Source organism: Microcoleus vaginatus FACHB-2002, from assembly GCF_040004035.1.
GTDB lineage: Bacteria > Cyanobacteriota > Cyanobacteriia > Cyanobacteriales > Microcoleaceae > Microcoleus > Microcoleus vaginatus_C.
On record NZ_JAMPLN010000006.1, the window covers coordinates 36,543 to 57,401 of the forward strand.

A 20,859-nucleotide genomic window follows, 5' to 3' on the forward strand; every position below is an offset into this window, starting at 1 on the left:
ACCAGGCTCCATCGGATCGGGAGCGGTAGAATCAGCCGTCAAGCAGATAGGTACAAGGCTAAACATTTCATTCTTCACAGTAGAAATCTGAAAGTGTTTCTCAAATGTTACAACTGCGTTGTGCCTACTTGAATGGTTAATTTGCAGTCTAATATTTTTGCAAAATCGGGATGCTCCCGCGAAGCCTTCTTGTTAGAAGGATTATATAGAAAGTCTTCCACTTTGTCATATTCGCAAAGACATATCCATTCTAAACGATCGCCCCCACCCTCCAAACCCATCAAAAGCCCCCTATCCCAAATTGTCATCAAATCCTGACATTGGCTTCAACACCGATCCCCTAAACCTCGCGAATGTCAAGATTCCCTGACAATTTGATCCCCAAAATCCCGAAAATGCGTATAAGTACCCAGGATTGAGGCAAAAGACCCCTTGACCCGATCGCAACTTGTCTGCAACATTAAGTCATGACAAAGCGATCCCAAAGAAATGCTTCGATTAAGCAGCACTGGGAGTCAAATAGCGCGTGTGCTGCCAGCACAGCGTTGCTAGCAGCACCGATCGCACTCACAAAATCGATCTTGTCAATCAAGAATCGACAGATAAAGCTTTATTTAGCTCGGACGGTGCGCGCAGAAGCCAAGAAGTCACAACCCTCGATCGCATTGGGGATAAGACAAGCTAAAAACAATCAAGGCTTCATAAGGTTGGAGAGATTTGGAAGCTCGATCATATTTGCATTTAAAAGAGTTTCTAACTCAAAAAGTCAACACATTTGTGTTGAAACGAAAAATCTAACCCGCCATCCCAAATTAGTGGAGAACAAACTCATGGCAAAAGAACGCCCACCATTAGAAGAGATGACTTTGCGACAACTCCGCAGAGTTGCTAGCGAATGTGGAGTCTCTCGCTACAGCCGGATGCGGAAATCGCAACTTCTGGCATCAATTCAAGAAATTCAGCGCACCAAATTTTCCTACAGCCCATCTCGCAAACTAGAGGCACAAGAAGCAGTGGAAGCAGCAAAGTTTGAACTCGGTCAAGAAGATAGAACAGGCGGTTCTTTGTCGTCGGTAGATGAAGGTTTAGCAGATTTGCCCAACGGCTACGGCGAAAGCCGGGTTGTTTTAATGCCCCGCGACCCTGAATGGGCCTACACTTACTGGGACATTCCCAACGATCGCAAAGAAGAATTGCGTCGCCAAGGAGGACAGCAACTCGCCCTGCGGATCTACGACGTTACAGATGTTAACCTCGACATTCAAAGCCCGCACAGCATTCAAGAATATCCCTGCGACGAATTGGCGCGCGAATGGTACGTGCCAATCCCCGTGAGCGATCGGGACTACGCGATAGACATCGGCTACCGCTGTGCAGATGGCCGCTGGCTGGTATTAGCTCGATCGGCCCAAGTCCGCGTTCCTCCCGTCTATCCCAGCGACTGGATTGAAGATCAATTCATCACCCTCGACTGGGAAGAAGAATTGCAGGGCAAAACCTTCGCGGAACTGGTTCCTCCGGCCAAGAAAGTCGCACAAGCAGTCAATGGCAATGGTTACAGCACCAGCAACGCCATCTACGAACAAATCTTCGGCATGGCAGAATCGGCAGAATCCCTGCGCGTAGCGGGTTCTGTCTTCGGTTCCATGCAGCACGTCGCCGGTTCCGTCCAGCAAGTCGGCATCCACGAACAAGCTCTCAGTTCCTACGTGTTCCCCTCCGGCGTCGGAATGTGGGCGGCTCCCACCATGTCTGGCCTCACGATGTCAGGTGTCGGTATGTCCGGCCTCACCATGTCGGGTGTCGGTATGTCCGGTCTCACCATGTCCGGTTTCGGTATGTCCGGTGTCGGTATGTCGGGTGTTGGCTTCGCCGCCCCGATGCGTCCGCGCCAGTTCTGGTTAGTTGCTGATGCCGAACTGATCGTCTACGGCGCCACCGAGCCCGACGCTACCGTCTACGTAGGCGGACAGCCGATTAAACTCAATGCTGACGGCACTTTCCGCTTCCAGATGTCCTTCCAAGACGGCTTAATCGACTATCCGATTTTTGCAGTAGCAGCAGACGGCGAACAAAACCGCGCCATCCACTTGAAATTCAACCGCGAAACCCCAGAACGGCGCACCAATACCAAGCAGGATGCTGTTGTGGAATGGTTGGGCTAATCGCAAAGGTCGATCGATCAGCGGGCGATCATGCAGGTTTGTGCCAATTTTTTAACCATCACAAGGCATAGCCTCAGCCGATCATGATTTGTTAAGGTTAATCCCAGACAACAACCCATAACACCCCCTATACACCGTTCTCCTGTTTTGAGGAGCGGTGTTTTTTGTATTTAGAAGGAAGAAGGAAGAAGGAAGAAGGAAGTTCGGCAACGGATTCGCTTTCTGAGGATGTAACGGATGTCACGGATGTCAGGAAGAAGGAAGAAGGAAGAAGGAAGAAGGAAGAAAATTTTAGTTATCTAGGAGAGAAGTTTTAGTTATCTAGGAGAGAAGGAAGAATCCATTTACTGCATGGGTTTTAGCAATTAAGAATGTGCTCACCCTCATGGCGGTTGCTATATGGTAAAATACCAGGCAAGTGGGCGATCGACAAAAGTTATACCCATTCTTAAAAGTAGGGATAAATATAGATGGGATGCCAGCATCTGTAGGGACTTAGACCAAGCCTAAGTCGGGCGCGGGACTCTGCGACTTTTAATAATTGGTATAAAATTGATGATGGTAGCAAGACTTTTTTAAATTGGTATAGCCGTTTTCAATTGAGTGAATTACAGATATCCGGCCCAGGACACGACATTGCCGTGTCCTTACTTTATTGCATCCAATTGACAACTGCTAGCTTAGACAATTGGCTCAATATCTCTCTATAGATAGATGTCTACTTAACTCCCCTTGGAGCTACTTAAATCAAAATTTGCATTTTTCACTCAAGCATTATTAAGTAAGCTAAAGTTTACTTAAATTTTTATTGCACAAACTCGGTAAATCCAGCGAAACAAAAGAAAGCGAGTTATGAGAGAAAGAAGGCGATCGCACCGCCATTTCTCAAAAGCAAATGCAAAAAATCAATTCCCTGCAGCAACGAAGCCAGAAGCGTCCCCGTCTTTTAGCCTTATTCGCTGCCACATTAACCGCCGTCTTGCTTTTATTTATTCTGCCGGCACTGACTCAACAGCCAGTCGTGCTCACCATGTTAATGCAAGGCCAAGACATAGTTAACTGGAGACCCTTTGTCAAAGAATTTGAACAGAAAAACCCCGACATTCGCATCAACCTCATAGAAGGGCCTTTTGACACCAACCTCATAGAAAATCTTTACACATCTGCCTTTCTTTTAGGCGAATCGCCCTACGACATCATCAACATGGATATTGTCTGGGTTCCCAAATTTGCAGCCGCAGGTTGGGTAAGCGATTTGACAGACAGAATTCCCCCCGAACAACTATCAAAATTCATCCAAGGTAACGTCGAAGGCGGGCGGTATCGGGGCAAACTTTACCGAATTCCCCATGCTTCCGATGCCGGAATGCTTTATTACCGCAAAGACATTTTAGAACAAGCGAAAATTCCAGCGCCAAAAACCTTTGAAGAGATGGTAAAAATCTCTCAAAACTTGCAAAAACAGGGAAAAGCAACTTGGGGTTATCTGTGGCAAGGCAAACAATACGAGGGAGTATCTGCAATGTTTGTCGAAGTGCTCTCCGGTTTCGGTGGCTTCTGGGCTAACCCGCAAACTTTTGAAGTTGGGTTAGATAAACCGGAGGCAATTAAAGCAGTGGAATTTCTCAAAAATACGATCGCCTCCGGCATTTCTCCTCCGGGTGTCACCACCTACGGCGAAGAAGAAACCCGGCTGTTGTTTCAAAACGGACGATCGCTGTTTTTGCGAAACTGGCCGTATGTTTGGAAGCTGGCAAATGCCGAAGCATCGAATGTTAGAGGCAAAATTGCGATCGAGCCAATGCTCAGCAGTACCGGTCAAACAGGCGGTTCCTGCTTGGGCGGCTGGGGCTGGGGAATTGCCAAAACCTCAAAACATCCAGAACAAGCCTGGAAAGCAATTCAGTATCTTACCAGTGAGGAAACCCAGCGCAAATTTATTTTAGAAACAGGTTTAATTCCCAGTTACAAATCCCTGTTTACCAACAAAGAAATAGTCGCCAAATATCCCCACTACCCGCAACTGCTAAAAGTAGTGGAACGGCCAGCTTTGCGGCCGCCCCTGGCACAATACGCTCAAGCTTCTGATATTTTGCAGCGCTATTTGAGTTCAGCTTTTACCGGGAGAATGAGTGCAGAACAAGCAATGAAAGCAGCAGCTAGCGAAACTCGCAATTTATTAGGCAGTTTAAAACAACCCCAAGCTTCGTAAATTTGACATCTTGCCTCTGTCAGAAACAGGCAAGATGCCTGTTCCACAAAGAGTGAATTTTTTTATTGTGGGGTGGGCATCTTGCCCGCCCGAACAGGCTTTCCAGCCTGTTCCACAAAAAGTTAATTCAATTGTGGGGCGTTGCTCCTAGCCCGCCCAAAAATAAATTAAATAAAGGTGAACAATATGCAATTAGACAAGATGCGACAGCGCGAACAAAAAACCGGATGGATATTAGTAGCACCAGCTTTGATAATTCTGATGCTAGTATTTGCTTACCCAATATTACGCGCTTTTTGGCTGAGTTTATTCACCCAAAACCTCGGTACAGAATTAAAACTGGTTTTTTCCGGTTTTGCTAACTACAGTCGAATGTTAGGCGACGGGCGTTTCTGGCAAACTTTAGGCAACACCACAGTATTTACAGTCGCCTCTGTTTTACTGGAATTAATTCTCGGTATGGGCATTGCCTTAGTCTTAAATCAATCCTTCACAGGGCGCGGCATTGTTCGCACAATCTCCTTGCTACCTTGGGCGCTGCCGACTGCATTGATGGGAGTAGCTTGGGCGTGGATTTTTAATGACCAATACGGCGTAATTAACGACATTTTGAGGCGATTAGGATTGATTCAAAATAGCATTAGCTGGCTGGGAGATCCGACTTTGGCAATGATGGCAGTAATTACAGCGGATGTGTGGAAAACTACGCCCTTTGTCAGCTTGCTTTTGCTAGCGGGATTGCAGTCAATTCCCGGTGATTTGTACGAAGCACACGCGATTGACGGCGCGAGTAGCTGGCAGAGTTTCCGTCAAGTTACGGTTCCCCTGCTGATGCCCCAAATTGTGATTGCTTTGCTGTTTCGATTTGCCCAGTCTTTCGGCATTTTTGACTTGATTCAGGTGATGACGGGAGGGGGGCCGGCAGGGGCAACGGAGACGGTTTCTATCTACATTTACAGCACGGTAATGAGGTATTTAGACTTTGGGTACGGGGCGGCTTTGGTGGTGTGTACTTTTTTGCTATTAGTGGCAGCAGTTGCGATCGCCGCTTACCTGTTATCGAGAGCCCGCACCAATGCAGCAGGAGGAAACTAAGACGATTTTAGATTTTAGATTTGGGATTTTAGATAACCAACAGTTGCACTTTTATTTCATTGGTATAAATTATGTCGATCGCCCGCGAACAACCCACCAAAAAAACCTTTAACATCCGGCAATTAATCTTGCCAATCTCAGCGCTCTTAATTGTCGCATATTTCCTCGCACCTATTATCTGGCAGGTGCTAACTTCTTTTAAAGTAAATCCAGATATTTCGGCGATTCCCAACGTCTACATTCCCAAACGAATTACTTTCGAGCATTACCTGTCGCTGTTCCAGCGCCGCCCGTTTGCTCTTTACATCTTAAATAGCGCTTTTGTTTCGATTACTTCAACATTGCTGTGTTTAGCAGTAGGCGCTCCCGCAGCTTACGCTTTAGCCCGGTTGCGGCTGTGGAGCGAGAAAATCATCCTGGCAATTGTGACGATTGTAACGCTATTTCCGGCGGTGCTGCTATTTTTGGGACTGCTGGAAATTGTCAAAGCTTTGGATTTAGGGAATAATTATTTAGCATTAATTATTCCTTACACCGCGATCAATTTGCCGCTGACAATTTTGGTGATGCGGAGTTTCTTTCAACAGTTGCCCAAAGATTTGGAAGATGCGGCTAAAGTAGACGGATACAACACTTTCCAAATGCTGTGGCAAATCGTACTGCCAATGACATTTCCCGCGTTAGTCACAACTGGAATTTTAACATTTATTTCAGCTTGGAACGAGTTTATATTTGCACTAACATTTATGACTCGCGAATCTCTAAAAACAATCCCCGTTGCCACGGCTCAACTCAGCGGGGTGTCAGTATTTGAGATTCCTTATGGCCCGATCGCCGCAGCCACCGTTTTGGGAACTTTGCCCTTGGTTTTGCTGGTTTTAGTATTCCAGCGGCGCATTGTTCAAGGTTTAACGGCCGGGGCTGTAAAAGGATAAATCGATTTTAGATTTTAGATTTTAGATTTTAGATTGAACTGGTTCCTAGGCTGTGCCTGGTAACGAGTCAAACAACACAGTCAACAGTCAACAGTCAACAGTCAACAGTCAAACAACACAGTCAACAGTCAACACTTTAAAAATCATGGCAAAATTGCAACTCAAAAACCTCAATAAAACCTACAGCCCTAAAGTTGTTCCAGTAAAAGACATTAGTTTGGATGTCAGCGAAGGGGAATTTTTGACATTGCTAGGGCCGTCGGGGTGTGGCAAATCTACGACGCTGCGGTTAATTGCAGGGTTGGAACAGCCGACTAGAGGCGAGATTAGAATTGGCGATCGCGATGTCACTTATCTCAGACCGGGCGATCGGGATATTGCAATGGTTTTTCAAAGTTACGCGCTGTATCCGCACATGACAGTATACGAGAACATGGCATCGAGCCTCAAACTTCGCAAAAAAATATCCAACAGCGAAATCGAGCGATTAGTGACAGAAGTTGCAGCATCCCTCGGATTGACTGAATTAATCGATCGCAAACCAGGAAAACTATCAGGCGGACAGCGGCAGCGAGTCGCCCTGGGCCGCGCATTAGTGCGCCAACCGGAAGTATTTTTGCTCGACGAACCTTTGAGCAATCTCGACGCATTATTGCGCGAAAAAGTTAGGGCCGAACTCAAACAATTGTTTTCCTCCCAAAAAGCTCCTGTAGTTTACGTCACTCACGACCAAACCGAAGCAATGACGCTTTCAACAAAAGTCGCAGTTCTCAACAGCGGCAACGTGCAGCAGCTAGATCCGCCACACTTAATTTATACTCGTCCTGCAAATCAGTTTGTAGCGGGTTTTGTGGGCAGCCCGCAAATGAATTTGCTAGTGCTTAAATGCCAGGGAAATTTTGCTCAGTTGGGCGATTTTCGAGTTCGACTACCAGATATGCCGACTGTGCCCCCAGAAATTGTGTTAGGAATTCGCCCGGAACACGTCGGCTTTGCAGATGCAGAGGCCGGCAAGATGTCTGCCCCAGAGGCAATTAAAGGTGAGGTTTTTTTAGTGGAAAACTTGGGAATGCAAAATTTAGTTAGCGTCCGAGTTAAAGGCGTGGACTCAGTAACGGTGCGGGCTTTGCTGCCCAATGACCGCCACTGGAATTCAGAAATTGTAGAGCTGGTTTTTGGGCCTCAGTTGCTGCACTGGTTTGACGTGAAAACGGGCGATCGCTTGCAATAAGAATTTGCCCTGCATAGCATGATTGATTAAAAATTCTCTAACCCTGTGCTGAAAAATATTTTTTTTGCTTATAACTAAGTTATGACTTTAGTTAGAGGTAGAAGTATTGTGCGGCTGTTAAGGTGATATTCATGTGTGAAAAAGCTAATTGGCTGACACATAGGTTGCGTGTTTACCAGATTTTATCGCTAACCTATAACTCTATTTAGGTGGTTAATCAGAAGTTAAAGCTAAATTGGCTTTACCTCGCATTAACTGCTAAATTTGGAGCGAGTCAATTAGATCAAAAAATGTTGCAAATAATCACCAATCAACTTAGGGAGTATTACTGAGATGAATTTGATTTCCACAGCCATTGCTCGCATCAGTTCCCTGCTTAAGGGCTTTCAAATTAAGAGTTTTTTGAGTGTTGTCCTAGTCGGTTTTCTGGTGCTGACAACCACTGTAGATTCGGGACGCACTAACAAAGGTTTTGGCACGCAAGCCAGCTCAAAGGCTGAGCTAAACAATCCTGAAAGACCCCAAACAACGCGGGAATGGAGGCAAGAAGCTCGCGAAACCTCAGACTCTCCGGGCGAACGAGCTCAGAAGATTGGCCAAGAGGCAGGAGCAGCCGTGAAAGAATTCGGGGAGATGTACCAAGACACTGCTAAGAGAAGTGTCCGCGAATTAAAGGATAACTAGCTCCAACTAAAAAAATATAACACTGAGAAACCTGATTGCTTTCGGGCGCAGCCAAGAGTGCTCGCCCTTCCGGGTTTCTGAACACCTGAAAAGTTTGACGTTTAAATAGGTTGAGCGACTTAATACGACAGACGCAATCAAGTAGGCGAGCATAAATAAACTAGAACAGACGCTCAAAAACCCAGTTTCTCATGAGAAACTGGGTTTTTGAGTGGGAAGCATTTTATGTTAAATTAAATCAAATTCCCGTTAAAAACCCGTTGAGCAGACTCGGTGGTTAAAACTGAGATATTGCAGGATTCTCAATCACAATTTCAAGAGCGGGCTAGAAGCAACGGCCCACAATAAAATTGGACGATGAGTGGAACAGGCGGGAAAGCCTATTCATAAAAATGGTGCCAGATGACCTGTATTTTGGCTTAACAAAACCGGGAGGCGAGACAATTTCTGAATCAGAATGGCAGGAGTTGGTCAAAGCAGTTATTACCCCTCGCTTTCGGGAAGGGCTAACGGTATTAGACGGAGCGGGGCAGTTTCTAAACTGCTCGGAAATTATGATTAGAGAAAACTCTAAAATAGTTATTTTAATTTATGAAAGTAGTCCTGCAAAAAATCAAGCTATTCATGAAATTATCGAAACTTACAAGCGCACTTTCCTGCAAGAGTCCGTGCTGCGCGCAACCAGCGAAGTTAAGGTTTCTTTCTGATGTGGTCATCCAATCAGCGTATTTATGATATTATTCGTGGTAATCAAGGTCATATCCTCAAAGATAAGTAGGGTGCTGGTGCAAGAAAAATCATAATTTGTGGGTATCGATCGCAGACTGCAAAAAATCGCTAGAAAAACCTGCCCGGGAGAAAACAAAAACATGATGAACGACGGCAACCAAAAAGCTGAAGCGCCGGAAAGCGAGGAATCACAAAATTTGTCCGGCATGGCGAAAGCTTTTCTTGTGAGCGTGGCTTGGTCTTACGCAGAGGCATTGGAGGCAACGAAACGATCGCGAAATCCACAGGAACCCGCGCCGGAAGCTCCGACAGAACAAGTCGAACCCGATACAGAAAAAAATTAATGAAAGACTATTAAGGCGATCGCTTTGCGAAACTCTCTGTGCGAGCGAACCCCATAGTCAATTAGCTGTTTTGAGTTAAAAACAATTAACTCAGAACAGCGAACTGTGCAGCTTAAGCGGGATTTGTATTGGATTTTACAATAAAAAAAACTGAAATCCCCGTGACCAAGAATTTCTTGATGGTACAAGCCCCCGGATTTATCCGTGGAATCAATCCCAAATCGAAAATCTCAAATCCTCAAGCCCCCGAATTTATCCGTGGGGTCAATCCAAAATCTCAAATCTCAAATCGAATGACCCTTCAACAAGCTCAGGAAAAGCTTTAGTCCGGGGATGACAAATGTGTTGCAGGTTTGAACCTCAACCTATATCTATCCATAAAAGAGATTTAAACTAAACAAAGTACGGTTTTACCGCTACAGTGTACAAAACAAATAACCAATTTTTAGATCGGTCTCATGTCTAATTCAAAAATGATTGGTAAAGCGATCGCACGTAGCCTTTGCTTGGGCATCCTCATTAGCTTCAACGCCTCACTCGGCCCCGCATCCGCAGCAGCACCAATAATTGCCCAAGAAACAGCAGCCCCGGCCGCTAGCAGCATCGACAAGCAACTCCTAGGCCAATGGCAAGGCGTCGCCTCCGGTGAGTCTTTCACCTTCGTCTTTGCCCCAGAAGGCAAATTGTTTCTCATGGCTAAAGGCCCGGACGGAGCCGCCCGCGCCCAAGAAATGAGGTACAAAGTTAATCTCGGTGAAAAACCGATGCACCTTGATGTCCGCCTCAGCAGCACAGAAACCGTTGAGACTGTTTTTGAGTTGACTGCCGAAGGTCAAATGCGCCTTCAGTTGAAAGGCACCTATCCCGGACTGGCGAGACCTAATTCCTTAAACGAACAGGCAACCCTGTTTAAAAAGGTCTCCGACGCCACTGCACTGCCTGCTGACACTCAAGTCATCGGTTTTTGAGGAAAATTACTCGCAGGCAGAAGGCACTCCAGTAGTTCTGAGTTTTGAGTTTTAAGTTATAAACCATTTAAAATTCAAAACTCATCCACGGCGAAGCGTTGCGAAGAATGTTAGCTTTCGCCATCTGTTATGCAAAGCCATCTTAAAATCTTCCTACTGCCTTCTGCCTTCAGCAGGCCCTGCTACAATCCACTTAATCTCCATTTAACTGCCATAGACCTCCATGAGTGAAACCGTCCTAGAAGTTCGCAACCTGCGGGTTCAATTTCAATCTGCGGACGCAGGCGATGCGTCTGCAACCGTCAAAGCGGTTGACGGCATTTCCTTTGAGGTCAAGCGAGGGCAAACTCTGGGCATCGTGGGAGAGTCGGGGTCGGGAAAATCGGTAACATCCCTCGCTGTTATGGGTTTGCTGTCGAGTTCGTCAACCAAAATAGATGGCGAAATTTGGTTTTCTCCGACAAAAGACGGCGTTAGCAATGGGCCTGTGAATCTGCTGGAAATGCCGGACAGGGAAAAACAAACATACCGGGGCAGCCAGATTGCGACGATTTTTCAAGAGCCGATGAGTTCGCTAAATCCCGTTTATACGATCGGATTTCAACTCACAGAAGCCATTTGTTTGCACCAACAGGTGTCGCAGACAGAAGCGCGCCGTCAAGCTGCTTCTCTGCTACAAGAGGTCAAGCTGCTACCGGGCGACGATGAGCTCAGGCAGCGGTGTTTGGCTTTGCGACAAGAGCATTCCCGGGCTGCTGCTGGGAATCAAGCAGTTATGGAGGACGATCGCGATTTGATGCAGCTCGTCAACGGCCAAAAACAAGCTATGCTCGATCGCTACCCCCACGAACTCTCAGGCGGTCAAATCCAGCGCGTGATGATTGCAATGGCCATTTCTTGCAATCCCACTCTATTAATTGCTGATGAACCTACCACGGCTTTGGACGTAACCGTGCAGGCCACAATCTTAGCTTTGCTGCGGGAGTTGCGGGACTCTAGAGGCATGGCAATGATTTTTATTACCCACGATTTGGGCGTCATTGCTGAAATTGGCGATACGGTGGCGGTGATGTACCGAGGCAAGATTGTTGAGTGCGGTGCGATCGAACAAATTTTCAGCAATCCCCAACATCCTTACACAAAAGGTCTGTTAGCTTGCCGCCCAACACTCGATCGGCAACTGCGCCGCTTGCCGACAGTTTCCGATTTTATGGATGTCACCACAAATGCTAGCGGCGAATTAGTAATTGTTGAGAAAAATGCCGATTTAGACGGCGACAACAGCGGGGGAAATCCCGCTTTTGCCATAGGAAAACCGCCGCGGCTGCCGAATATTTCCCAGCCTTTACTAGCTGTTGATAACCTGGGAGTTGGTTTTCCGGTGCAGGGAATGTTTGGCGAAACTAAACGCTTGTTTATGGCGGTAAACGATATTTCTTTTGAGGTTTATCCGGGCGAGACTTTGGGTTTGGTGGGCGAGTCTGGCTGCGGTAAATCAACTTTGGCGAGAGCTTTGCTGCAATTAATTCCGGCGACCAGCGGTAAAGTGTTTTTTGAAGGCCAAGAAATTACGCCTCCTGCGAAAAGTAGTTCGGCACCGCAGTGGATGGCTAATTATCGGATGAAAAAAGAGTACGATCGCAAATTGCGGTGGCTGCGGCGCGATTTGCAAATTATTTTTCAAGACCCTTTTAGTTCTCTCGATCCGCGCCTAAATGTTGGGGATGCGGTGATGGAACCGATGGTGATTCACCGCTTTGGTAAGAACCAGAAAGAACAGCGCGATCGCGCTGCTTATTTGTTGGAGAGAGTGGGTTTAAATCCCGATTTTATGCGCCGCTACCCTCACGAGTTTTCGGGCGGACAGCGGCAGCGAATTTGTATTGCTAGAGCTTTGGCTTTGAATCCTAAGTTTATTATTTGCGATGAGTCGGTTTCGGCATTAGATGTGTCCGTGCAGGCGCAAGTTTTAAATTTGCTGAAGGAGTTGCAAACAGAGTTTGGACTGACTTATATTTTTATTTCTCACGATTTGAGCGTGGTCAAGTTTATGAGCGATCGCGCGATCGTCATGAACAAAGGTAAAATCGAGGAAATTGGCACTGCCGAGCGTATTTACCGCCAACCGCAACAAGCTTACACGCGGCAACTTATAGCTTCTATTCCAGCAGGGAATTTGGAGCGAATTCGGCAACAGCAACTAGGTCGCCAAGCTGCTTGGCCCCCATCGCCTGCAGATGAATCGAAACAGGTTTGAGCTTTAGTGTTTTAAACTGGTATCAATTACCAATTGCCCGTTACCAATTACTAATTAGCCATTACGCGCGAACATATCGGGCTACGAAAACCTGCTACGAAGATTTTTTTCATTTTTTCTTCACAAATTAGCAGTTTATCTTTATTTTAACTTCATAATTTATGGTCAAATTCTACCTGCTTGAACTTGACTAACATTCCGGGTTTTTCAACCCACAGCCAGGGCGCTCCACGCAGTATTTTCCTACATCAAACCCTGTTATTTCTAGACGCAAAAAGTGGGGTATAACACGCTACTATAACGCGGCAAGCAGATTCAGGCGCAGCCTACATAATTAGGTTCTGCACCCAGGAGTGCGAGTTTCTGCGTCCAGGACTAGCTAAATTAGGCCAAATGTCCAATGACTAACAACAATATGTCGCGTAGTATTATAAGTAAACTCTCTCGATGAGTCGGAAAAATTATAAAATGGGTACCCAAGCTAAAAAGAGATGGGTTGCTACTTCCGTAAATACACTTAATTATCGCCTGGTATTGCGTAAATTTACGTAATTATCCAATACTAGAGCTCGCCAAATAGGAAATATTTATAATATTTAAACATCTTTATTGTAATTCTTAAATCAGCACAACTCAAAGTAACTCTAGAGTAAAAGAATGAAACATTCAGTTCAACTAGAAGAATCCAAAAGCACTAAATTGCTGAAAGTGTTGCAAGTGTTGTGGACAAAAATTACGGCAGCAGTCACCAGAATAGAAAAGGCAGAAGGCAGCCAGGAGTATGAAAAAAAAATCAGCGTAGCGACGATCGCCCCTGGCAGTGTATTCTCAATTTTGATAATTGTACTGCTTGTCTTAAACGGGTGGCTCCTAGTTGGCAGCGGTGATAATTTCTACGATAGCCAACTCGCCCTGGGATTTTTGGCAATAGCAAATTTTGTCTTTTTAGCGGTATCGGCGCGCTCAAACGCCTCTGCTGTCGTAGCCCAAAACGATCGCCCCTCCAGCGAACCCAACGGGAGCGATCGCTTTTTTAGCCTCTCGCTAGATTTACTGTGCGTCCTTAGTTTTGACGGTTATGTAAAACGCATCAACCCAGCAGCAGAAAAAATACTCGGCTATTCCCCAGAAGAAATGGTTGGCCAACTCTTCATTGAATTCGTGCATCCAGACGATCGCGAAGCTACTTTAAAAGAAGCTGAAAGTATAGCTGCGGGGAAGAATACCGTTGGGTTTGAAAACCGCTGGCGCTGTCGCAACGGTTCTTACAAGTGGATAGCCTGGACTGCTACCCGTTTCTGCGAGGAAGAATTGATCTATGGTGTCGGCCGCGACATTACCGCTCAAAAACAAGCAGAAGCAGCGCTGCAAGAGAGTCAGCGTTTTGTTGAGCGAATTGCCAATACCAGTCCGAATCTTCTGTTTGTTTACGATGAAAGTGAGCAGCGAAATGTCTACAGCAACCGCGAAATCAGTGACACCCTCGGCTATACGAGGGCAGAAGTTGAAAACATGGGCAGCAATCTACTGCCCACCATCATCCACCCTGACGACTTAGCTAAATTTCCCGGATATTTTCAGCAATTAGAAAATGCTCCCGACGGCGAAGTTATTGAGTACGAATATCGGGTACGCGATCGACATAATTGTTGGCACTGGTTAGTAAGCCGGAATATTGTATTTAGCAGAACAGAGGAGGGAAAAATTAAGCAGCGTCTCGGTGCTGCTACGGACATTACAGAGCGCAAAATAGCAGAACAAGCTTTAGCAGAACAATTGAAACTTTCTCTATTCACAGCAGATGTGGGAATTGCTCTGACTCAAAACCAGACTTTGCTTGCAACTTTGCAATATTGCGCCGATGCAGTTGTGCGCCATTTGGATGCTGCCTTTGCTCGGATTTGGACGCTGAATGAAGAGGAAAATGTATTGGAACTGGAAGCAAGCGCGGGGATATATACTGGCATTGACGGCGCTTACACCCGCATTGCTGTCGGCGAGTTCAAGATTGGTTTAATCGCCCTGGAGCGAAAACATTACATCACTAATTCTGTGCAAGAAGATCCCAGACTCCACGATAAAGAATGGGCGTCACGAGAGGGAATGGTAGCTTTTGCCGGATATCCGCTAATTGTTGACAATCAGTTAGTGGGAGTAATCGCTCTGTTTTCTCGCCACAAGTTGAAGGAATCAACGCTGGTTGCTTTTGCCTCGGTAGCGGATGCGATCGCCCTGGGAATTAAGCGCAAACAAACAGAAGAAGCTCTCGCCAGACAAAAGCAAACTTTGAGGGCAATTATTGACAACGCTCCCATTTGGGTGTGGCTGACTGATACTAAAGGCAAGATGCTGTTGGTTAACAAAACTTTTTGCGAATCTGTGAACGTTCCTGAAGAAAGATTTTTGGCAGCATCTCACTCTTCAGAAATTTTGGGAGCGGAAGCATTTGCTAACTGCATGGCGTCTGACGTGCAAGTCGGGAGTCAAGATACTCCTTTTTATGCTGATGAAATTATACAGTTTGCTGACGGTAAAAATCACCATTTAGAGGTGATTAAAGCTAAGGTAAAAGAGGCCAACGGCAGCGCGATCGGCTTAATCGGTTTGGGTTTGGACGTTACACAACAAAAAGAAGCTCAACGAAAATTGCAAGCTTCGGAAGCGCGCTTCCGCAAGTTAGCGGAGCAGGAAGCACTGCTGAACCAGTTAGCTAGCAATATCCGCGAATCTCTAGATTTAGATACTATTTTGGCAACGACTGTGCAGCAGATTCGCGACTTGCTGCAAGTCGATCGCTGTGTGTTTATCTGGTATTTGCCCGACGCTTCGCCACCTGCGTGGGATGTCGTCCACGAAGCTAAAAATGAGGATTTGTTCTCGCTTTTGGGTTATTTCCCTGCTGACATAACGGGTACGCTGCCGCAAAAAATCGCTAAGTTGGAAGTTTATCAAATAGATGATGTTGCAACTGTTAGCGATCCAGTAGAACAAAAATTCTTTTTGGATATTGGTTGCAAGTCTGTCTTGGATTTACCGATTAAAAGTGCCGGGGGTTTAACTGGTGTTGTTGGCTGCGTTTCTTGCAAGGAGGTACGCACGTGGACCAAAGAGGAAGTGGAGTTAATTGAGGCAATTGGCGATCAATTGGCGATCGCCATCAGTCAATCTGAACTTTACACTAAAAGCGTCGATTCAGCCCGGATAGCGCAAGAGCAAGCTGCAAAACTCGAAGTAACTCTGTGCGAACTCCAGCAAGCTCAAACTCAGCTCGTGCAGGCAGAAAAAATGTCGAGTCTCGGTCAGATGGTAGCAGGAATTGCCCACGAAATCAATAACCCGGTCAGCTTTATTTTCGGCAATCTTACCTACACAGAAGAATACGCCAGAAACCTGATGAAACTGGTGCAAATGTATCGAGATGAATACCCCGAACCTTCTCCAGCTCTTCAGGAGGAAATAGAGGTGTTAGAGCTGGATTTCGTGCTAGACGACTTGCCGAAAATGCTGTCTTCTATGCAGATGGGAGCTACTCGCATCCGGGATATCGTGCGGAGTTTGCGGAATTTCTCTCGCCTCGATGAATCTGACATGAAAAAGGTTAACATTCACGAAGGCATCGACAGCACATTGATGATTTTAGAACACCGTCTGAAAGTTCAGCCCGAGCGCCCAGCAATTCAACTCGTTAAAGAATACGGCAAATTGCCACTGGTGGAGTGCTACGCTGGATTGTTGAATCAAGTGTTTATGAATATTATCGCTAACGCTATTGACGTTTTACAAGAATCGCTCGAAAATCCGGGAATTATCCGCATTCGTACAGAGGTAGAAGGTACTCTCGCTGTGATTAGAATTTCTGATAACGGTGCAGGTATGACAGATCAAGTCAAGCAGCGGATATTTGACCCGTTCTATACTACCAAACGGGTCGGTTCGGGAACGGGGATGGGTTTAGCGATTTCCCATTCAATTATTGTCGAAAAACATAAAGGTGAAATTAAGTGTTCCTCGGTGGTGGGGAAAGGCACTGAATTTATAATCGAGATTCCTATTAAAAGGACATAAATTTAAATGGGTTGGTCGGCAAAAATAGTAAGGTGCGTCAGTTGGAAAAACCTGATTTTTTTGTACTAACCTTAAGACTGACGCACTCTACAGGCTACAAACAGAGAAAAGTTATTTTAGCAGAAATTTGTATGGTGCGTATTGCCCACCATCCAACTAAAATTGATATGATATTAAAAATCTAAAATCTAAAATCTAAAATCTAAAATGGCATTACCTCCCGGCAGTTTCGGTTTACCCCTAATTGGCGATACTATCAACTTTTTGCAAGATTCCCAATTCGCCAAAAAACGCCACCAGCAGTACGGGCCCATTTTCAAAACCAGCCTTTTCGGACAGCCTACCGTGTTTATGCGTGGCCAAGAGGCTAGTTTGTTTGTTTTAAGCAATGACAACCAATATTTTGTTGCGAGTTTTCCTGCGAGTACGAAAGCGCTTTTAGGGCCGCTTTCCTTGTCGGTGCAAACGGGTGCTAACCACATAAATCGGCGCAAGTTGATGTACCAAGCGTTTCAGCCGCGAGCTTTGGTTGGCTACATCGGCGCGATGGAAAATATCACTCAGAGCTATTTGGAAAAATGGGAAAAAATGGAAACCCTGACTTGGTATCCTGAACTGAGAAATTATACTTTTGATGTGGCGGCTAAGTTGTTAGTAGGGATTGATAACGGTTCGGGGACGGCGCTCGGACATAATTTTGAAACTTGGGGCAATGGTTTATTTTCGATTCCTTTAGATGTGCCTTGGACAAAGTTTGGCAAAGCGAAAAATAGCAGAAACTTACTGTTAGCAGAACTGGAAAAGATTATTCGCGATCGCCAGCAAGGAACCCCTAGTGGCAAGGATGCTTTGAGTTTTCTGATTTCGGGTCGCGATGAGGAGGGAAATAGTTTGAGTTTGGATGAGTTAAAAGATCAAGTGTTGGTGCTGCTGTTTGCGGGACACGGAACTTTAACTTCGGCCATCGCCTCTTTTTGCCTTCTCCTAGCTCAAAATCCCGATGTGATGGCAAAAGTGCGGGCCGAACAGCAGCAGTTCCCCGCAACTGAACCCTTAACATTGGAACAACTCAAACAAATGACCTATTTAGAACAGGTGCTGCGAGAAGTGCTGCGTTTAATTCCACCGGTGGGAAGTGTTTTTCGGACAGTAATTAATGCTTGTGAGTTCGGCGGCTATGAAATTCCCAAGGGTTGGAGCGTGCTTTCTGGGATTACTCAAACCCATCAGGATAGTCAACTTTATCCTGAACCCGATCGATTCGACCCCGATCGATTTAGCTCCGAGCGCTCGGCTAAACCCTTTAGTTACGTGCCCTTTGGCGGCGGTTTGCGAGAATGTTTGGGCAAAGAATTTGCCCGATTAGAGATGAAGTTGTTTGCGGCAAAGATTGTTCGGGAGTTGGAATGGGAGCTTTTACCCGATCAAGATTTGAATTTAATCACAGTACCGACTCCCCGTCCCCGCGACGGTTTGCGAGTAAAATTTCGTCGAACAACTATGAAATAAGTAGAAGCTTCAGTTCTACACCCTCCTTATTTTCCTCTTCTTCTTGAGAACAGGCTTTCCGGCCTGTTCCACAAGAGATGAATTTTATTATGGGAAGTAGGGGTTGGGCTTCTAGCCCGCCCTGAAAGCCTGATTGATAATGGTGCAAGATCTCAGTCTCAATCAACATCCAATTGCATCGGCCCCAAATACTTAGTTAAATAAGGAGAAAAAACCTCATAAATCAGAGTCAAGGGCTTACCATGATGCCAAAACAAATAGTGTCGCCCCCAAAAAGGCCCCGACTGTTCAAAAGCTGACTCCAAGGCCACCGAATAACCGCAATAAATGCCCTGCACATCGCGATACAATTCTGTCCGCAGCCTCGCTAAACTAGCCCAAATTGGCAAAGATTTATTTTGTAAATATTCGTCTACATGACTCGCTTCCCACCAAGAAGTGGCATAGGCTAAGCGCTGTCCCGAAGCAGTCCGCAGCCACACTTGGCGGCGCAGGCGCGGCCCGGGAACGGCGACAAGTTGCTGGGGCGCGCCGTCTGCGTCTTCACCCACTAAAGACATATCGATCACATCTACTTCTGTGGGTTCCCCTGTCAGCAGTTGCAGGTGACGGGTGGGGGAACCGTCACCTAGGAGCAGTATTTGCCACGCCGGTGCTAGCTTGGCGTGGGGTAAACCCTTCTGTACTGCGTCTTCTGCTCCTTGCCACAGGGGGTTGAGAGCGTGCCAGGTGCGGCTGTTTTTGGGTGTAAATGTTGCAGTCAAGGGTCTTTACAAAACTTAATTTTTTGTTTATTATAACGCTTCTTCAATTATCCGCTCAAAAATCAAAAATTGCTCGACCGAGGACGATCGCCCATATGATGTCCAATTAAATAGTTATAATACTTCTGTTCGGGATTTTTATTCTTCCTTCTTCCTTCCTTCTACCTTCTTCCTTCTTCCTGACATCCGTTACATCAGTTACATCCGTTACATAATCCGTTGCCGAACTTCCTTCCACTATATGTTACGAATAACCGAAATAAAACTCCCCCTCGATCATCCTGAAGATGCGATCGCCAGCGCCATTCTCAAAAAGCTACAAATTCCCCCGGAAGAATTGCTCGGCTATTCCATCTTCAAGCGCAGCTACGATGCTCGTAAAAAAGCAGAAATCCTCCTTGTCTATATTGTGGATGTAGAGACGACACAGGAAAAGCAACTTTTGGCGCGCTTCAAAAAAGATCCTCATGTGATGGTAACACCAGACACGAGTTATCGCTTGGTAGCCAAAGCCCCCAGCAATTTGACGATTCGCCCCATTGTGATTGGTACAGGGCCGTGCGGTATGTTTGCAGGTCTGATGCTGGCACAAATGGGGTTTCGCCCCATCCTTTTAGAACGCGGAAAAGCAGTCCGCGATCGCACGGTTGATACTTTTGGATTTTGGAAGAAAAAAGCAGAATTCAACCCTGAATCTAACGCTCAGTTTGGCGAAGGTGGTGCGGGTACTTTTTCCGATGGCAAACTCTACAGCCAAGTTAAAGATCCTCAGCATTATGGGCGGAAGGTGTTGACGGAACTTGTGAATGCAGGAGCTTCACCGGAAATTTTATATATTAATAAACCGCATATTGGCACGTTCAAATTGGTTGGAATTGTCCAAAGTCTACGCGCCCAAATTGAATCATTAGGCGGAGAAATTCGGTTTCAAAGTCGTGTAGAAGATATCCACATCGAAAATGGAAAAGTGCAGGGACTTACCCTCGCCAGCGGAGAATATATTGCTAGTAATTATATAGTTCTGGCGGTGGGACACAGCGCCCGCGATACTTTTGAAATGTTGTTTTCGCGCGGGGTTTACATCGAACCTAAACCTTTTTCCATTGGTTTTCGGGTGGAACATCCCCAAACTATTATCGATCGCTGTCGTTTTGGCGATCGGGCCGGCCATAAGCTTTTGGGCGCCGCCGATTACAAACTGGTTCACCATTGCCAAAACAATCGTTCTGTGTATAGTTTCTGTATGTGTCCCGGTGGTTTGGTAGTGGCGGCTGCGTCAGAACCGGGGCGAGTTGTCACTAATGGAATGAGTCAATATTCTCGCAATGAACGCAATGCTAACAGCGGGATTGTGGTGGGTATCACGCCGGAAGATTATCCGGGTCATCCCTTAGCCGGAATAGAGTTTCAGCGTCGCTTAGAAGAACGGGCATTTGAGTTAGGAGGTGGCACTTACAACGCCCCTGGGCAGCTTGTGGGTGATTTTTTGGCGAATCGCCCTTCCAGGGCGCTAGGCAGTGTGCAGCCGTCTTATACGCCGGGAGTTGTGATGACTGATTTGAGCGGAAGTTTGCCAGATTATGCGATCGCAGCTATCCGCGAAGCACTTCCGGCTTTTGACAAACAGATTAAAGGATTTGCGATGGATGATGCGGTTTTGACTGGGGTGGAAACGCGCACTTCTTCACCAATTCGGATTAAACGCAAGGAAGATTATCAAAGTTTGAATACAGAAGGCCTTTATCCTGCTGGGGAAGGTGCAGGATATGCGGGTGGAATCCTGTCGGCGGGGATTGATGGGATTAAGGTGGCGGAGGCGGTTGCTTTGAGTATTTTGCAATCTTCAAACCACAAAATTTGATGCGGGATTTGAGGATTTTTAGATGATTTGAAGATTGCCG

The 20,859-nt window shown here is 46.2% G+C and carries 18 protein-coding genes and 1 pseudogene; 16 read left to right on the plus strand and 3 right to left on the minus strand.

The genetic code is table 11. The annotated features are described in order from the left end of the window. Nucleotides 1–7: 7 nt before the first annotated feature. Nucleotides 8–140: pseudogene (locus tag NDI35_RS07250) on the plus strand (ISKra4 family transposase); the annotation flags it as partial. Here the strand turns inward: NDI35_RS07250 and NDI35_RS07255 are convergent. Beyond that, nucleotides 108–308, minus strand: a complete 201-nt coding sequence (locus tag NDI35_RS07255; RefSeq protein ID WP_445312130.1) for a hypothetical protein — start codon at nt 306–308, stop codon at nt 108–110. The pseudogene NDI35_RS07250 and the gene NDI35_RS07255 sit on opposite strands and share 33 nt — an antisense overlap. A 218-nt stretch (nt 309–526) precedes the next feature. On the opposite strand from NDI35_RS07255, the gene NDI35_RS07260 reads away from it, so the two are divergent. The 14 genes from NDI35_RS07260 (at nt 527) to NDI35_RS07325 (ending at nt 18,194) form a co-directional block, all read left to right on the plus strand. Next, entirely contained in the window at nt 527–685 is a 159-nt protein-coding gene (locus NDI35_RS07260) for a hypothetical protein (protein WP_445312131.1), read from the plus strand. 145 nt (nt 686–830) lie between these two features. Further along, entirely contained in the window at nt 831–2,165 is a 1,335-nt protein-coding gene (locus NDI35_RS07265; RefSeq protein WP_445312132.1) for a DUF4912 domain-containing protein, read from the plus strand. Between the two features lie 164 nt (nt 2,166–2,329). After that, nucleotides 2,330–2,482, plus strand: a complete 153-nt coding sequence (locus NDI35_RS07270; protein WP_445312133.1) for a hypothetical protein — start codon at nt 2,330–2,332, stop codon at nt 2,480–2,482. A gap of 578 nt (nt 2,483–3,060) precedes the next feature. After that, nucleotides 3,061–4,377, plus strand: a complete 1,317-nt coding sequence (locus NDI35_RS07275) for an ABC transporter substrate-binding protein (protein WP_445312134.1) — start codon at nt 3,061–3,063, stop codon at nt 4,375–4,377. Between the two features lie 186 nt (nt 4,378–4,563). Further along, the gene (locus tag NDI35_RS07280) at nt 4,564–5,472 is read left to right on the plus strand and encodes a carbohydrate ABC transporter permease (protein WP_006635133.1); all 909 of its coding nucleotides are present in this window, start codon (nt 4,564–4,566) and stop codon (nt 5,470–5,472) included. A 71-nt stretch (nt 5,473–5,543) separates the two neighbouring features. Continuing rightward, on the plus strand, nt 5,544–6,407 hold the full coding sequence (locus NDI35_RS07285) for a carbohydrate ABC transporter permease (RefSeq protein WP_445312135.1): 864 nt from the start codon (nt 5,544–5,546) through the stop codon (nt 6,405–6,407). 145 nt (nt 6,408–6,552) lie between these two features. Further along, the gene (locus NDI35_RS07290; protein ID WP_445312136.1) at nt 6,553–7,638 is read left to right on the plus strand and encodes an ABC transporter ATP-binding protein; all 1,086 of its coding nucleotides are present in this window, start codon (nt 6,553–6,555) and stop codon (nt 7,636–7,638) included. 333 nt (nt 7,639–7,971) lie between these two features. Beyond that, nucleotides 7,972–8,322, plus strand: a complete 351-nt coding sequence (locus tag NDI35_RS07295; protein ID WP_445312137.1) for a hypothetical protein — start codon at nt 7,972–7,974, stop codon at nt 8,320–8,322. A 392-nt stretch (nt 8,323–8,714) separates the two neighbouring features. Then, entirely contained in the window at nt 8,715–9,029 is a 315-nt protein-coding gene (locus NDI35_RS07300; RefSeq protein WP_445312138.1) for a DUF3574 domain-containing protein, read from the plus strand. 162 nt (nt 9,030–9,191) lie between these two features. Next, complete coding sequence (locus NDI35_RS07305; protein ID WP_445312139.1) at nt 9,192–9,395, plus strand: hypothetical protein; 204 nt, start codon at nt 9,192–9,194, stop codon at nt 9,393–9,395. A 458-nt stretch (nt 9,396–9,853) separates the two neighbouring features. After that, entirely contained in the window at nt 9,854–10,363 is a 510-nt protein-coding gene (locus NDI35_RS07310) for a hypothetical protein (protein ID WP_445312140.1), read from the plus strand. 223 nt (nt 10,364–10,586) lie between these two features. Beyond that, nucleotides 10,587–12,620: an ABC transporter ATP-binding protein gene (locus tag NDI35_RS07315; protein ID WP_445312141.1), complete on the plus strand. Its 2,034-nt coding sequence runs from the start codon at nt 10,587–10,589 to the stop codon at nt 12,618–12,620. Nucleotides 12,621–13,277: 657 nt separating this feature from the next. Then, nucleotides 13,278–16,685: a PAS domain S-box protein gene (locus NDI35_RS07320; RefSeq protein WP_445312142.1), complete on the plus strand. Its 3,408-nt coding sequence runs from the start codon at nt 13,278–13,280 to the stop codon at nt 16,683–16,685. 207 nt (nt 16,686–16,892) lie between these two features. Then, nucleotides 16,893–18,194: a cytochrome P450 gene (locus NDI35_RS07325; RefSeq protein WP_445312143.1), complete on the plus strand. Its 1,302-nt coding sequence runs from the start codon at nt 16,893–16,895 to the stop codon at nt 18,192–18,194. Between the two features lie 158 nt (nt 18,195–18,352). Here the strand turns inward: NDI35_RS07325 and NDI35_RS07330 are convergent, their stop codons facing one another. Both NDI35_RS07330 and NDI35_RS07335 read right to left on the minus strand, forming a co-directional pair. Beyond that, nucleotides 18,353–18,958: a chorismate lyase gene (locus NDI35_RS07330; protein ID WP_445312144.1), complete on the minus strand. Its 606-nt coding sequence runs from the start codon at nt 18,956–18,958 to the stop codon at nt 18,353–18,355. Nucleotides 18,959–19,064: 106 nt separating this feature from the next. Continuing rightward, nucleotides 19,065–19,196 (minus strand): hypothetical protein, encoded by a 132-nt coding sequence (locus tag NDI35_RS07335; RefSeq protein ID WP_445312145.1) that lies wholly within the window; start codon nt 19,194–19,196, stop codon nt 19,065–19,067. A 3-nt stretch (nt 19,197–19,199) separates the two neighbouring features. Here NDI35_RS07335 and NDI35_RS07340 point away from each other — a divergent pair, with 3 nt between their 5' ends. Then, nucleotides 19,200–20,819, plus strand: a complete 1,620-nt coding sequence (locus NDI35_RS07340) for an NAD(P)/FAD-dependent oxidoreductase (RefSeq protein ID WP_445312146.1) — start codon at nt 19,200–19,202, stop codon at nt 20,817–20,819. Nucleotides 20,820–20,859: the final 40 nt, after the last annotated feature.

What these genes read in the sequence shown, in the direction of transcription:
- NDI35_RS07315 (WP_445312141.1), top strand. Translation starts at nt 10,587, where the DNA reads ATGAGTGAAACCGTCCTAGAAGTTCGCAACCTGCGGGTTCAATTTCAA.
- NDI35_RS07280 (WP_006635133.1), top strand. Translation starts at nt 4,564, where the DNA reads ATGCAATTAGACAAGATGCGACAGCGCGAACAAAAAACCGGATGGATA.
- NDI35_RS07320 (WP_445312142.1), top strand. Translation starts at nt 13,278, where the DNA reads ATGAAACATTCAGTTCAACTAGAAGAATCCAAAAGCACTAAATTGCTG.
- NDI35_RS07285 (WP_445312135.1), top strand. Translation starts at nt 5,544, where the DNA reads ATGTCGATCGCCCGCGAACAACCCACCAAAAAAACCTTTAACATCCGG.
- NDI35_RS07340 (WP_445312146.1), top strand. Translation starts at nt 19,200, where the DNA reads ATGTTACGAATAACCGAAATAAAACTCCCCCTCGATCATCCTGAAGAT.
- NDI35_RS07255 (WP_445312130.1), bottom strand. Translation starts at nt 308, where the DNA reads ATGACAATTTGGGATAGGGGGCTTTTGATGGGTTTGGAGGGTGGGGGC.
- NDI35_RS07325 (WP_445312143.1), top strand. Translation starts at nt 16,893, where the DNA reads ATGGCATTACCTCCCGGCAGTTTCGGTTTACCCCTAATTGGCGATACT.
- NDI35_RS07265 (WP_445312132.1), top strand. Translation starts at nt 831, where the DNA reads ATGGCAAAAGAACGCCCACCATTAGAAGAGATGACTTTGCGACAACTC.
- NDI35_RS07275 (WP_445312134.1), top strand. Translation starts at nt 3,061, where the DNA reads ATGCAAAAAATCAATTCCCTGCAGCAACGAAGCCAGAAGCGTCCCCGT.
- NDI35_RS07295 (WP_445312137.1), top strand. Translation starts at nt 7,972, where the DNA reads ATGAATTTGATTTCCACAGCCATTGCTCGCATCAGTTCCCTGCTTAAG.
- NDI35_RS07300 (WP_445312138.1), top strand. Translation starts at nt 8,715, where the DNA reads ATGGTGCCAGATGACCTGTATTTTGGCTTAACAAAACCGGGAGGCGAG.
- NDI35_RS07290 (WP_445312136.1), top strand. Translation starts at nt 6,553, where the DNA reads ATGGCAAAATTGCAACTCAAAAACCTCAATAAAACCTACAGCCCTAAA.
- NDI35_RS07305 (WP_445312139.1), top strand. Translation starts at nt 9,192, where the DNA reads ATGATGAACGACGGCAACCAAAAAGCTGAAGCGCCGGAAAGCGAGGAA.
- NDI35_RS07310 (WP_445312140.1), top strand. Translation starts at nt 9,854, where the DNA reads ATGTCTAATTCAAAAATGATTGGTAAAGCGATCGCACGTAGCCTTTGC.